This is a genomic window from Paenibacillus sp. YAF4_2 (assembly GCF_052113225.1).
GTDB lineage: Bacteria > Bacillota > Bacilli > Paenibacillales > Paenibacillaceae > Pristimantibacillus.
Map to the genome: position 1 here is coordinate 316,385 of NZ_JBFRCT010000002.1, position 13,297 is coordinate 329,681.

Genomic DNA, 13,297 nt, shown 5'->3' on the forward strand with positions numbered 1-13,297 from the left:
ATCCGCGGGCTGTTCAATCACATTATTTAATTAGACCGGCATGTACAAGACCTTTGCGGATGCCGCTCTCACTCACATGCGAAGTAATATAGTTGGCGAAAGGCATCAGCTCTTTGTGGGAATTACCCATGGCAATACCAAGACCAACTACCTCCAGCATTTCTTTATCATTCAGGCCGTCCCCAAAAGCGACAGCTTCCTCTGGAGCGATATTAAGAAGCTTCAGCAGCGCCTTAATGCCTTGAGCCTTGGAGCCATCATTGGTCAGAACGTCCATTGCCGTCTCATGCCAGCGGATGAAACGCAGACCTGGATTAGCTTCTTCGTATAGATGTTCTTCGTCAGCGGTACAATGTAAGAAGATTTGATAGACATCTTCCTTCTGCCAGAAGTCCGGGTCGAAGCCAGGTTGTGCAACCTGCAGGGATGCAACGGAATTAAAGACATGAGGATGTGACTCCGTATTCCGGTAAAAAGCATTATGCCCTTCGTAGACAAGTGTATGGTTGTTTGTATTAGCATGCTTCACTAAGATCTCCACGTCTTCGCGAGGAATCGGACGATGATAGATCGCTTCGCCTTTGTACACGACATAGGCGCCGTTTAGACTGACATAAGAATCAATGCCAAGCTGCTCAGCAATCGGAGCGAAGAAATACGGCGCTCTGCCCGTAGCGATTACAGCAGGAACACCACTTGCTTGCAGTTCACGGATCGCATCAATGGTATCCTGTGGAATTTGTTTTTCTTCATCAAGTAATGTACCGTCGATGTCAAAGAAAGCAATTTTATAAGACATAAGTAGGCTCTCCTATTCTCTTAATTACGGATTTCTATATATTGAGGTACTATACCATCGAATTCTGTTAATAGGCAAGCTTCAAAGGCTGGAATAATCGAGCAATACAGCGGTAGGATTGAACTTTTGACCAAATCGGTGTAGTAGGAATTAAACGCATAATGCGATATAATCAGTTTTAGGTTTCTATTAATGGGAAATAAGGAGAATGCACGCAATGGAAAAAACATTGATCTTCGGGCATAAAAATCCGGATACAGATACAATCTGTTCTGCGATTGCCTATGCGGAATTGAAAGCGAAACTAGGTTTTAACGTAGAAGCAGTACGCCTTGGCGACGTTAACGGCGAAACACAATATGCACTAGATACATTCAAAACCGAAGCTCCACGTTTTGTTGAGACAGTAGCAGGTGAAGTAAACAACGTTATTTTGGTTGACCATAACGAACGCCAGCAAAGCGTTTCCGATATTGACAAAGTTCGCGTTGTTGAAGTTATCGATCACCACCGTATCGCAAACTTCGAGACTGCTGGTCCTTTGTACTTCCGTGCTGAGCCAGTTGGCTGCACAGCGACAATCCTTAACAAATTGTACAAAGAAAACGGCGTAGAGATCCGCAAAGAAATCGCAGGTCTGATGCTTTCCGCTATTATCTCGGATTCCCTTCTGTTCAAATCGCCAACTTGTACAGATCAAGACGTAGCGGCAGCTCGTGAGCTGGCTGGAATCGCTGGCGTTGACGCTGACATATACGGCCTTGAAATGCTGAAAGCTGGCGCTGATCTTCGCGACAAAACAATCGCACAGCTTCTGTCCCTTGATGCTAAAGAGTTCTCGATGGGCAGCGCTAAAGTTGAAATCGCTCAAGTAAATGCGGTTGATACGAACGATGTACTTGTTCGCCAAGCTGATCTTGAAGCAGCAATCAACGAAATTATCGTACAAAAAGGTCTTGATCTGTTCGTACTCGTTGTAACAGACATCCTGAACAGCGATTCCATCGCACTTACTTTGGGTTCCAAAGCAGCTGCGGTTGAACAAGCTTACAATGTAACATTGGAAGGCAACAAAGCTCTTCTTAAAGGCGTAGTTTCGCGTAAATCGCAAATTGTTCCGGTTCTGACCGAAACTTTGAGCAAATAATATAGCTCGAAGTTTCTGGTTCTGACCGAAACATTGAGCAAATAAGACTATATAATAGAAGAAAGACCGTTTTCTCGTTTGAGAAAACGGTCTTTTTTACGTTAAGAACAGCACCATATTTTCCTCATTCCAATATTGCCCGCCGGATTTCATAGCATTAAGTTCAATCCCGAACACCTTAAAGCCACAGCTGGCGTAAAGCCGTTTGGCTGCAGCATTATCGGAAATGACGGTCAGGTTGATTTGCTCCAGGCCATCCAGTATGGAGGCTCTTCTCACCAGTTCCTGAATCAAGGCTTTACCTAATCCTTGACCTCGAGCACCTGGTGCAACATACATAGCGTAGATATTTCCTTTGTGAATGATTTTGGGTCTGATTTCCCTAACGAAAGTAACCATGCCAACAAGCTGGTTGTCCTTAAAGGCACCTAAAGTAAAACGCCCATCTTCAGGTTTAATCTGCTGACGGATCTCTTCTATGGGCCGAGCGCTCTGAATCTCATAAGTGGTTAAGAAGGCCTCGGGGCTGTCCAGCAAAGATTGCAGCCGAAGCTCATGGCAACATTCAGCATCTTCTATATCCAAAACTCTAATCTCCAAGTCGACCCCTCCAAATGCATCTGCTCTTCCACCAACAATTCCATAGGAATGACAAATTATCCTTTAAACATATAAAAAAATGGCTGAGCTTAGAAGCTCAACCATTTGTATGTGAAATAAGATTAGTTTAATACGCGGCGTGCAGTTACATATTTGGTATTCCAGTAAGAGCTGGACATATCCGATACGGTTACGCCTTGGCTAGTGGAGCTGTGCAGAATTTTTTTAGAACCGGCATAGATGGCTACATGGCTGATGCTGATTCCATTTGTTCTGAAGAATACAAGGTCACCAGTGCTTAGTTCCGTTTTTGGAACCTTTTTGCCAACAGCTGCTTGCTCGCTTGCTGTACGAGGCAGGTTAACATCTAGGCCAGCGAACATAAATTTCGTGAAGGAGGAGCAGTCAAAAGCATATGTAATACCGACTGGGGCACCGTATTGGTAAGGCACTCCTAAGTAATTTTTCCCTTCACTAATTAAAGCAAGGGTTTTTGCAGTTGCAGCCTCTGCATGGTTCGAAGTGGAGCTTAAAGTGAAAGCAGACATTGCGATTGTAGCAAGAATACTTAAAGTCATTAATTTTTTAAGGGATTTTAGTGTTTTCATGGTTGTATGGTTTCCTTTCGTTTGTAAATTCATTCGAATTCAGATTCCATCTTGACTGGATTTACTATAACACAATCGAAACAGCATAAATTTTTACAATTAGAGAGAAAGGCAAGTAAAACGTAAGGGCATTCATCTTTATGAGAAATAAATGAGAATCTGCTAATAATCACCTGCAATAAATCTCATTTAGATTGACGAGGGCAAAATGTTGAAATATAATTAGGTAGCCTATTAATATGAGTGCTAAAATAATTGGTGACTTACATATTTAAAGTTGAGGTGATCAAATGGCCGGCGGTGGAGAAGAGACCGCAGCGCGGAAACTGATTGAAGTGTTTATGCTGTTCAATAAAATGAACTGGAATCATCAGCCGATGGAGCCTAAGAAAAAGCATAGTGAGCTTCGGTTACTTGTTGTGATTAAACGAATGAGTAAACAAAGTGATGAAGGGGTCAAAGTATCTGAATTAAGCAGATTCTTACGTGTTACTTCGCCGACGGTGACGCAGCTTCTCAATCAATTAGAAGAAACAGGCTTGGTAGTCCGTAAAGAGGATCCCAAAGACAGAAGAGCAGTGAGGGTATCGCTTACCGTTGAGGGAGACGAGACAGCCAAAAATGCATTAAGAGGATATATGGATCGAATGAACGGACTTGTTGAATATTTGGGCGATGATGATACGGAAAATTTGACTCGTCTGCTCAAGAAGGTCAGTGTCTATTTCGAACAATTGAATCAGACTGATTCAGGTGGAGATGATTAAATCATGTTGAAATTGTTCCGCTATTTGAAGCCATTTCGGCTATTTGTTATTGGTGTGTTAGTATTCGTTTTCCTGCAGACGCTGTCGGATTTGTATCTGCCAACATTAATGGCTGATATCGTTGACAAAGGTGTCCAGACAGGAGACAAAGCTTATATTTGGAAGATTGGCGGATTTATGCTGCTTGTAGCCGCTGGGGGCGGGATATGCTCCGTGCTGGCCAGTTATTTTTCGTCAAAATCTGCAATGGGGTTTGGACGGGACGTCCGCACGAAGGTGTTTGGACATGTCGAGAATTTCTCTCTGCAGGAGTTTGATAAGATTGGCACTGCGTCCCTGATCACTCGGACTACGAATGATATTACGCAGGTGCAGCAAGTGCTTATTATGATTCTTCGTATGATGATCACTGCACCGATGATGTGTATCGGTGGTATTATTATGGCGATTTCAAAGGACGCGAAGCTGTCCCTTGTATTTGTAGTCGTTATTCCGGTGCTTGCTGGTGCGATCTTCCTCGTTGTTCGCAAAGGAATTCCACTTTTTAAAGCGATGCAGGTGAAAATTGATAAGTTAAACCTTGTTCTTCGTGAAGGCTTAACGGGGATTCGTGTTATTCGCTCGTTTGACCGTATTAGCTATGAGAACAAAAAGTTTGATGCAGCGAATGCGGATTTGACCAATACTGCGGTACGTGTTAACAAAATTATGGCGGTTCTTATGCCGCTTATGATGCTGATCATGAACATTTCGACAATTGTTATTATCGCAATCGGCGGTATTCGGATCGACAACGGCAATATGGAAATTGGTTCACTGATGGCCTTTATCCAATATGGCATGCAAATCATGTTCTCGCTTCTAATGATGTCGATGATGCTCATTATGATTCCTCGTGCACAGGCATCGGCTGTGCGTATTAATGAGGTGCTCGAGATGGTGCCTACTTTGACAGACAAAGCGGTAACCAAGAAGAATAACGGTAAGGAAGGGTACGTAGAGTTTAAAAACGTTACTTTCAGCTATCCTGGTGCAGAGCAGCCAGCGCTATCAGATATTTCGTTCCAGGCAGGTCCAGGCGAGATTACAGCTATTATTGGCGGTACTGGTGCGGGAAAATCAACACTTGTAAGCTTGATTCCGCGCTTCTATGACGTAAATGACGGACAAGTCATTATTGATGGCATGGATATCAGAGATATGTCACAGGAGGATCTTCGCCACAGAATCGGTTTTGTGCCGCAAAAGGCAGTTCTCTTTACGGGCACGGTAGCGGAAAATATTCGTTACGGATATGAAGAAGCAAATGACGAAGAAATCAAACATGCTGCAGCTATTGCACAGGCTTCGGAATTTATCGGCAGGATGGAGAATGGCTATGATGCGCCAATTGCACAAGGCGGCAATAACGTATCAGGTGGCCAGAAGCAGCGATTGTCCATTGCACGTGCATTGGTGAGAAGACCGGAGATTTATGTGTTTGATGACAGCTTCTCCGCGCTGGATTTCAAGACGGATGCAAAACTGCGTGCGGCACTTAAGCCAGAGATCGGTAATGCTACAGTGATGCTTGTAGCGCAGCGTGTAAGTACCGTTATGGATGCTGATCGTATTATTGTTCTGGACGAAGGGCGTATTGCGGGAATCGGCAATCACAAAGAGCTTATGCAAACATGCGATGTCTACAAGGAAATCGTATCGTCGCAGCTGTCTGAGGAGGAGATCGCGTGAGCCAGCAAAAAGGTAATGGTCGTCCATCAGGCGGTCCAGGTAGAGGCCCTGGTATGGGAGGTCCCGGCGGTTTTGGGATGCCGGTACAAAAAGCGAAAAATTTCAAAGGAACGTTGTTCCGTTTAATGGCTTATTTGAAGCCGCATCAAACCAAGCTGATGCTTGTATTGCTTACAGCTATACTCAGCACCGTATTTAGTATCGTGAGCCCTAAAATTATGGGTAAAGCGATGACAAAGCTGTATGAAGGTGTTTTTGGAAAGCAAAGCGGCGGTCCAGGAGTTGATTTTGATGGGATTACTCAAATCCTTCTCATTCTTGTTGTCTTGTACATTATCAGTTCCGTGTTCAGCTATATTCAGCAGTATTTGATGGCGGGTGTAGCGCAGAATACCGTGTATGATTTGCGTAAGCAGGTGAATGCGAAATTCAACCGGCTGCCACTGAAGTATTTTGATTCCAAGTCTAACGGTGATATTTTAAGCCGTGTCGTCAATGACGTGGATAATATCGCTAATACGCTCCAGCAGAGCTTAACTCAGCTAATTACTTCAGTCATTACGTTGGTCGGTATTATCGTGATGATGCTCACCATCAGTCCGCTGATGACGTTGATCGTATTCTTAACGATTCCGGTCAGTTTGGCGGCAACGGCAGTTATTGCGAAACGCTCGCAGAAATATTTTGTGAAGCAGCAAGCCGAGCTTGGTAAGCTGAACGGTCATGTCGAAGAGATGTATACCGGCCATAAAATCGTTAAAGCTTTTGGACATGAGAATAAATCGATTGAGAAATTCAATAAAATGAATGACGAATTGTATAATGCGGGCTGGCGTGCTCAATTTATCTCTGGCATCATTATGCCGATCATGAGTTTCATTGGTAACATTGGCTACGTCTTTGTCAGCATCGTTGGCGGTATTCTCGTGACGAAAAAGGCGATTGAGGTCGGTGATATTCTAGCTTTCATTCAATACACGAGACAGTTTACTTGGCCTATTACGCAGCTGGCGAATATTTCGAACGTGATCCAATCGACGATCGCTTCTGCAGAACGGGTATTTGAGCTTCTGGATGAGGAAGAGGAAGTACTGGAGGCAAATCCTGCAAAAACGATTGCTCGTCCTAATGGTTCCGTTAAGTTCGAACATGTGAAGTTTGGTTATACAGCTGACAAAACATTGATCGATAACATGAACATTGATGTGCAGCCTGGTCAGACTGTGGCGATCGTTGGTCCAACGGGTGCTGGTAAAACAACACTGGTTAACCTGCTCATGCGGTTCTACGAGCTGAGTGATGGACGGATTACCATTGATGGTGTCAATATTACCGATATGAGACGCAGTAATCTGCGGGGCATGTTCGGGATGGTGCTTCAGGATACATGGCTCTTTAACGGTACAATACGTGATAATATCGCTTATGGACGTGAAGGGGCAACGGAAGAGGATGTCGTAAACGCAGCTAAAGCCGCGCATGCGGATCACTTCATCCGAACGTTGCCGGACGGTTATGATACGATTCTGAACGAAGAAGCTTCTAATATCTCGCAAGGGCAAAAGCAGTTATTGACTATTGCCCGCGCTATATTGGCTGACCCGTCAATTCTCATTCTTGATGAAGCAACCTCCAGTGTTGATACACGTACGGAAGTCTTCATTCAGAAGGCAATGGGCCATCTGATGGAAGGCAGAACAAGCTTCGTTATCGCGCACCGTCTGTCGACGATTCGTGATGCCGACCTGATTCTCGTGATGAACCAAGGCTCGATCATTGAGCAGGGTACCCATGTGCAGCTTATTGAGCAAGGCGGCTTCTATGCGGATTTGTATAATAGTCAGTTCACAGGGAAGGTAATCGAGGCGGTTTAGGGTGATGCTGTGGGGTAGGGGAAGGCAAGGGATTGCGGGTGTGTATCTCTTCCGGCCGCTGTTGCCATCGTGAAATTTCGAATCAACTCGTTTTCAACGAGATTTCACGAATGGCAAAGGCGAACGCTCCGCTCCTCCAGAGATACAAACTCTCCATCCCCCCTAGCCCTAAACCTCAACAGTAAAGCCTCCCCCGCATCGATTTGGGGGGAGGCAGATTGAAGGAGAAAGCGTGATTTTATTGCGCTTTCTCTTTTTTTTGTATTGAGTTATAGATCTTTTTTTAACTCGATTTCATCTTGAATGGGGATATTATAATTTCCGGTAAGAGGGATAGAGGGCTTTTGTTTTCTTGCCTCAACTACTGCGTTAGGATATATGGCGGATAGTCGATAGCCGCGTTTTTGATAAAATCTTAATGCATCTACGTTGTCATTTGTTATGATGAGCCATATACGATTAATTCTAGATTGCTTTGCCGCCACCGCACTCAAGTACCCACAGTTCCTTTTAGCCATTTCCGATCACTTTCTGTTAAGGACGGAAGTATTCAACCTCGTTTATTTTTCCCATAGATCGTACCTCAACCTCCTTCTCTTATTAAACCTGACATAGTATAATTGTTAGTCCCAGGATATGGTATTTGTGATTCATTCGATTAGATAGAGGAGTGAAAGACATGCTTGGTCTGCCGCAAGGAGAAGTATTTCTTGTTCCTTGGACAGAGGAGTGGGAGCAAGTGTTTTTGAAAGAGAAGGAAAGAATCGAAAGTGAGATAGGCGGAACTATTGTGGCTGTTCATCATATCGGAAGTACCGCTGTGAAACATCTGAGAGCAAAGCCAATTATTGATATCGCTATTGAATTAGAAGATTTTCAAGACGGGGATGAATGCGTTCCATGCTTAGAAAAAATAGGGTATGCGTATAAAGGAACCAATGTATTGCCTGACCGGCATTATTTTAATAAAGGGGAGCCCAGAACGCATCAAATACATATGTATCAGTCGGGGAGCCCTTATTTATTGAGACAGCTTGCTTTTCGTGATCATTTGATTCAGGATGCTGAGGCTCGAAGGGATTATGAGCAGCTTAAGGAAATGTTGGCTTTATCACACCATACAGATAAGCTGGCATATGCCGATGCCAAAACGGAATTTATTAATTGTTTAATAAAAAATATGAATCTTCGGGGGTTAACATGAGACCAATTCGTAACTCAGCTAAAGCTATTATTATTCGAGATGAGAGAATTTTATTGACGGTAAATAAAGATGATGAAGGGTTGTTTTATATTTTTCCAGGTGGAGGACAGGAATTAAGTGAGAACCTGCAGGATGCAGTGAGACGAGAGTGTTTAGAAGAGCTTGGTGAAAAGGTGACTGTTGGAGACCTCATCTATGTTCGAGAATATATCGGAAAAAACCACGAATTTGCAGAATCGGATTCTGAGGCGCATCAGGTAGAGTTTTATTTTCAATGCTCGCTCATTTCTGCTCATCCAACCTTTGAGAATGTGACGATTCCGGATGCGAACCAAGTGGGTATCGAATGGATCGAGATCAACAAGCTGGATGAGATCAGGGTATATCCCAAGGCAATTGTCAAACCAATAAAAAACATGGATCGTGATACACGTTATTTGGGCGATGTGAATTAATAGCTTAATCATAAAGGTGGCTCAATGAATATTAGATATATTTCAATCCTTCTACTCATTCTGGTTAGTTTAAGCTTATCTTCGTGCTCTAGCACTGAACAGACTGCTCCCCAAGTACAAGAGATGCTTATAGTAGTGACGCTGGATATGAGTTCACTTGCAAGTCAATTAAATTCAAACAAGATGGAAACGAGCAACACGTGATGTTTGAACAATGTAATGGACCAGAAGGTGCTTTTCCTAAGACGTGTTTGTTCACGTTTGATACAGAGCGATAATTCCTTTGAGGAGATGGTGATATGAAGTTTATCCTGATCTTTGGTCCACAAGCTGTTGGGAAGATGACGATAGGTCACGAGCTTGAAAAAATCACTTCGTTAAAGCTGTTCCATAATCATCAGACGATTGAGCTGCTGCAGCCTTATTTTGGATTTGGTCCTGAGATGTGGCGGATTTCTGATTTGATTCGCAGAGAAATATTTGAGCAGATGGCTCAGAATGACAAAGCAGGGTTAATATTCACATATGTTTGGGCGTTCGACCTGCCGAATGACTGGGAGTTCATTGAGCAGACTTGTGCTATTTTTGAATCAAAAGGGCATGAGGTTTGCTTTGTTGAGCTTGAGGCTGCCCTTGAGGAAAGGTTAATTCGTAATCGAACTCCACATCGGCTGCAGCATAAACCAACAAAGCGGGATGTTGAGCAATCTGAAAAGAACTTAATGCTATCGATGGAGCAACATCGGTTGAATTCTTTGCCTGGCGAGATTACAAGAAAGAACTACATACGAATCCAGACGAAGGATCTTGCTCCAGATGTAACAGCCTACTTGATTAAACAACGATTTCATTTGAAATAGAAGTGTAAAGGAGACTCCTGAAAATGAAGGTTAAAGCTGTACTCTTTGATCTGGATGGCACATTGCTCGATCGGGATACTTCGCTTGAATTATTTACTAACGATCAATATGACCGAGTCCCTCAGTTTCATTTGGTTGAGAAAGACCTTTTCGTAAAACGGTTTATCGAACTTGATCAGCATGGTTATGTGTGGAAGGACAAGGTCTATGAACAGCTGCTGAGTGAATTCCATATTCAAAATATGAGCTGGGAAGAGCCGCTGCAGGATTACCTTATCTCTTTTCAAAAGCATTGTATCGGATTCCCTAATCTGATCAATATGCTTTCTCGGCTAAAAAGTCATGGTGTAAAAATCGCCCTAATATCGAATGGCTATGGACAGTTTCAATACGATAATTTCAAAGCTCTCGGGATCAGCCATTTCTTTGACGAGGTTCTTATCTCCGAATGGGAAGGCTTGCGGAAGCCAGACCCGGCTATTTTCCAGCGTGCATTAACTAAACTAGGTGTTCAAGCCGAGGAAGCCGTTTTTGTAGGCGACCATCCAGATGCCGACATAAGAGCAAGCCGCGCGGTTGGTATGAGGGCTGTGTGGAAACATAACTCCTCATACTCCTCGGATGTCGAAGCAGACGCCGTCATCTATGATCTGGAAGAGCTAATTCCGTTTATTTATTGAAGACAAGGAGTCGCTCTGATAGAGCGGCTTTTTATTATTTTATAGCGGTATTTGGAAAAAAATCCACACTCCGTGAGTGATCTACATAAACAACCACGTAGTAATCAGTAGAACAACGCCGGAGGTTCATGCAATGAATAATGAAGAGCATCAATGGGTTAAAAGATTCAAAAGCCGCGACAAACACGCCTTAGAAGAAGCAATAGATCTTTTTGGACCGAGCGTTCAAGCTCTCGTTAGACGCGTGTTATCTGGCGCAGGCAGCGTCGAGGATGTTGAAGAATGTGTGAGTGACGCTTTTCTGGCTGCCTGGCATAATATTGACAGCTATGAGGAAAGCCGCGCTTCGTTCCGCACATGGCTGCTTGTCCTTTCCAAATACAAAGCATTGGATCTTCGACGCAAACTTCTGCGTCCAGGTACTGAAGTGACGAGGCTCCGTGATGTGGAATCCTTACACAGTCCCAATCCCACTGAACAAAATGTACTTTCCCGTGAATCAACCCGGGAGCTTATCGACTTTGTTCGAAGGATGAGTGAGCCAGACCGCAGTTTGTTTTGGAGAAGGTATTTTTATTATGAGAACCTGGATGAACTTACAGCAATGTTCGGCCTTACTAAGAAAGCTATAGAAAGCAGGCTCTATCGGTGTCGCATTGCACTCGAGAAGGCATTAGGGCTGAAGGATGCTGAAGAGAGGGGGATAAATCATGAAAGATGAGGAAAAAGCCATATATGAGTTGATAGACCAACACGACGAGGATCAAGCAGAATTGGATCTGCTTGAATCATTTGAGGCATCCTCTCAGCCTATAACTGAAGGTGATATTGCCTCAATCAACCGAATTAAGGCTCGTACGCTCTCAAGGATCCAATCTGAGGAGATTAATCTGCACCCTACTACTACAGCCAGCTTTCCCCAATTCCGATACCGGCAGATTGCTGTGGTTGCGGCTATTTTTGCTATTCTGTTTGCTGCGGTTGGGGCTACTCCTTCCGTGCAGGCTGGACTCAAGAAGGTGCTTCAATATCTCCCTGGTATTGGGGTTGTTCAGGAGGGAGATCCTGAGCAACTGACTTACGTGCTGGAGAAGCCTTATGTGCAGTCAATTGATGCAGGAAAGTTGACGATAGACGGCATCGTTTTAGAATCGAATGGCGCAACGATTACACTACGCGGCGTACAGATACCTGAAGTGAAGGAATTCGAAGCTGAGATTAATGATCGAACCTATAAATTTAAAGCATCTTTACTATCCTCTGCCGGAGACTGGTACGGTACTTACAACCCGGAGAGAGGTACGGAAGTGTCTGTTTCGGATACGATCACTTTATACATTAACGGTACAACTATTGGTCCTTTGAAGCTGGTCCAACCTAGATCGGCCGATGATCTTGAACATCTTGGCTCAACCGATGTACATGAGGGTGTAAGCGTGACAGCATTCCCAACAAGGCTAGATGACGGAATCGTCCGTGTTCAAATGATCTCTAAACTCCCTGAGTCAAGCCATGCTGTTAATTCCTATGGGGTATCCCCAATTCTCAAGGATAGCGGCTTGTATGTCGAGGATGGTGATGGTAAGAAAGCAGAACTTGTTAAGTCAGAGGCACAATCGTATTCATCTGATTTTCAATTTTATGAGCTCAAAGACGGAGTGTCACCATATACGGTTGTTATTCCCAATATTGAAGTATCGGACAGGGAAGTGTTCTCAAAAGAAGTCTCAATCCCTCTCCCCGAAGTTGGCAAGAAACAGATCATTGACGTTCCAGCAGAAGTTAGCAGCTTCCCAGTCCGATTTACTCATATTAGACGTACTACTGAAACAACCGTGGAACTCGATGTGGATGTACAATTTGATCCGTTGAAGCCTAGCGCATTGCTATATTTTATGATTCGATACCCAGGTTCAGATTATAATGATTCTTTTAGTTGGGAGCATGACAAAAAGAACTCTGCCTTAATGAAGACGATCCACCTCGAAACAGAGCCTGATCAAACAGTACTTCGTTTTTCGCTGGCAGAACCACATTTCTTAATCAAAGGACCTTGGAGGTTACCACTCGATATGGAATAAGCAGTACCGAAGGGGCTGCCCCATAAGTCATTACAATGACTATGGGGCAGCCTCTTTTTAATTCATTCCTACCATCCCTATTCGAAACGAATAGGCTATATTTTTAGGAATGGGTCTGCCCTGTGAGGGAGACGAGGTGCGGAGTAAAAGGTTTGAGCTGGAGAAGCGAAAGTGTATGCTTCCGATGTAGCTTTCTTTCAGAAAGCTTATAGTTCGCTTTGTTCCCGGATTTAAACCGCTACGCGAGTTGTAATCAAGAAATCCGGGAACAACAGCGATCGGAGGCCCAAACCTTTTACGCAGCACTTTAGACTCTCCCTACCAAAGAGACCATGACTTATGAGACAGCCTCTTCGTTGAATTGCTTTCATTTCTACACCAATCGTAAGATCGTCTACCCCTGACTCGCTCAGAACTGAGCAAATCTTATTTTTGTACTCTTAAGTTGAGCGTTTTATCGGTTTGGCTGATGAAGCAAACACGGTAAAGTG

The 13,297-nt window shown here is 43.8% G+C and carries 13 protein-coding genes; 10 read left to right on the forward strand and 3 right to left on the reverse strand.

The window, feature by feature from the left end:
• Positions 1 to 22 precede the first annotated feature (22 nt).
• On the reverse strand, positions 23 to 799 hold the full coding sequence (locus tag AB4Y93_RS05435) for a Cof-type HAD-IIB family hydrolase (RefSeq protein WP_441889759.1): 777 nt from the start codon (positions 797 to 799) through the stop codon (positions 23 to 25).
• A 217-nt stretch (positions 800 to 1,016) separates the two neighbouring features.
• Here AB4Y93_RS05435 and AB4Y93_RS05440 point away from each other — a divergent pair, with 217 nt between their 5' ends.
• Positions 1,017 to 1,946: a manganese-dependent inorganic pyrophosphatase gene (locus tag AB4Y93_RS05440; RefSeq protein WP_441889761.1), complete on the forward strand. Its 930-nt coding sequence runs from the start codon at positions 1,017 to 1,019 to the stop codon at positions 1,944 to 1,946.
• A gap of 96 nt (positions 1,947 to 2,042) precedes the next feature.
• On the opposite strand, the gene AB4Y93_RS05445 is transcribed toward AB4Y93_RS05440, so the two are convergent.
• The gene (locus AB4Y93_RS05445) at positions 2,043 to 2,546 is read right to left on the reverse strand and encodes a GNAT family N-acetyltransferase (RefSeq protein ID WP_441889763.1); all 504 of its coding nucleotides are present in this window, start codon (positions 2,544 to 2,546) and stop codon (positions 2,043 to 2,045) included.
• Positions 2,547 to 2,668: 122 nt separating this feature from the next.
• Positions 2,669 to 3,154, reverse strand: a complete 486-nt coding sequence (locus AB4Y93_RS05450) for a C40 family peptidase (protein WP_441889765.1) — start codon at positions 3,152 to 3,154, stop codon at positions 2,669 to 2,671.
• 290 nt (positions 3,155 to 3,444) lie between these two features.
• Between AB4Y93_RS05450 and AB4Y93_RS05455 the strand changes: the two genes are divergently transcribed.
• From AB4Y93_RS05455 to AB4Y93_RS05495, 9 genes are all read left to right on the forward strand, one after another.
• A complete protein-coding gene (locus AB4Y93_RS05455) occupies positions 3,445 to 3,921 on the forward strand; it encodes a MarR family winged helix-turn-helix transcriptional regulator (protein WP_441889767.1) in 477 nt (158 codons plus the stop codon).
• Positions 3,922 to 3,924: 3 nt separating this feature from the next.
• Complete coding sequence (locus AB4Y93_RS05460) at positions 3,925 to 5,652, forward strand: ABC transporter ATP-binding protein (RefSeq protein WP_441889769.1); 1,728 nt, start codon at positions 3,925 to 3,927, stop codon at positions 5,650 to 5,652.
• Positions 5,649 to 7,526, forward strand: a complete 1,878-nt coding sequence (locus AB4Y93_RS05465; protein WP_441889771.1) for an ABC transporter ATP-binding protein — start codon at positions 5,649 to 5,651, stop codon at positions 7,524 to 7,526. Before AB4Y93_RS05460 ends, AB4Y93_RS05465 begins: the two co-directional genes overlap by 4 nt.
• Before the next feature lie 679 nt (positions 7,527 to 8,205).
• Positions 8,206 to 8,730, forward strand: a complete 525-nt coding sequence (locus AB4Y93_RS05470; protein WP_441889773.1) for a GrpB family protein — start codon at positions 8,206 to 8,208, stop codon at positions 8,728 to 8,730.
• On the forward strand, positions 8,727 to 9,185 hold the full coding sequence (locus AB4Y93_RS05475; protein ID WP_441889775.1) for an NUDIX domain-containing protein: 459 nt from the start codon (positions 8,727 to 8,729) through the stop codon (positions 9,183 to 9,185). Before AB4Y93_RS05470 ends, AB4Y93_RS05475 begins: the two co-directional genes overlap by 4 nt.
• Positions 9,186 to 9,484: 299 nt before the next feature.
• Positions 9,485 to 10,045: an AAA family ATPase gene (locus AB4Y93_RS05480; protein WP_441889777.1), complete on the forward strand. Its 561-nt coding sequence runs from the start codon at positions 9,485 to 9,487 to the stop codon at positions 10,043 to 10,045.
• A gap of 23 nt (positions 10,046 to 10,068) precedes the next feature.
• Positions 10,069 to 10,725, forward strand: coding sequence for an HAD family hydrolase (locus AB4Y93_RS05485; RefSeq protein WP_441889779.1), 657 nt, complete (start codon positions 10,069 to 10,071; stop codon positions 10,723 to 10,725).
• Positions 10,726 to 10,858: 133 nt separating this feature from the next.
• The gene (locus AB4Y93_RS05490; RefSeq protein WP_441889781.1) at positions 10,859 to 11,446 is read left to right on the forward strand and encodes a sigma-70 family RNA polymerase sigma factor; all 588 of its coding nucleotides are present in this window, start codon (positions 10,859 to 10,861) and stop codon (positions 11,444 to 11,446) included.
• Positions 11,436 to 12,806, forward strand: coding sequence for a hypothetical protein (locus AB4Y93_RS05495; RefSeq protein ID WP_441889783.1), 1,371 nt, complete (start codon positions 11,436 to 11,438; stop codon positions 12,804 to 12,806). The genes AB4Y93_RS05490 and AB4Y93_RS05495 overlap by 11 nt, the downstream gene beginning before the upstream one ends.
• The last annotated feature ends 491 nt before the right edge of the window (positions 12,807 to 13,297 follow it).

What these genes read in the sequence shown, in the direction of transcription:
- AB4Y93_RS05435 (WP_441889759.1), bottom strand. Translation starts at nt 799, where the DNA reads ATGTCTTATAAAATTGCTTTCTTTGACATCGACGGTACATTACTTGAT.
- AB4Y93_RS05440 (WP_441889761.1), top strand. Translation starts at nt 1,017, where the DNA reads ATGGAAAAAACATTGATCTTCGGGCATAAAAATCCGGATACAGATACA.
- AB4Y93_RS05450 (WP_441889765.1), bottom strand. Translation starts at nt 3,154, where the DNA reads ATGAAAACACTAAAATCCCTTAAAAAATTAATGACTTTAAGTATTCTT.
- AB4Y93_RS05455 (WP_441889767.1), top strand. Translation starts at nt 3,445, where the DNA reads ATGGCCGGCGGTGGAGAAGAGACCGCAGCGCGGAAACTGATTGAAGTG.
- AB4Y93_RS05460 (WP_441889769.1), top strand. Translation starts at nt 3,925, where the DNA reads ATGTTGAAATTGTTCCGCTATTTGAAGCCATTTCGGCTATTTGTTATT.
- AB4Y93_RS05470 (WP_441889773.1), top strand. Translation starts at nt 8,206, where the DNA reads ATGCTTGGTCTGCCGCAAGGAGAAGTATTTCTTGTTCCTTGGACAGAG.
- AB4Y93_RS05475 (WP_441889775.1), top strand. Translation starts at nt 8,727, where the DNA reads ATGAGACCAATTCGTAACTCAGCTAAAGCTATTATTATTCGAGATGAG.
- AB4Y93_RS05480 (WP_441889777.1), top strand. Translation starts at nt 9,485, where the DNA reads ATGAAGTTTATCCTGATCTTTGGTCCACAAGCTGTTGGGAAGATGACG.
- AB4Y93_RS05485 (WP_441889779.1), top strand. Translation starts at nt 10,069, where the DNA reads ATGAAGGTTAAAGCTGTACTCTTTGATCTGGATGGCACATTGCTCGAT.
- AB4Y93_RS05490 (WP_441889781.1), top strand. Translation starts at nt 10,859, where the DNA reads ATGAATAATGAAGAGCATCAATGGGTTAAAAGATTCAAAAGCCGCGAC.
- AB4Y93_RS05495 (WP_441889783.1), top strand. Translation starts at nt 11,436, where the DNA reads ATGAAAGATGAGGAAAAAGCCATATATGAGTTGATAGACCAACACGAC.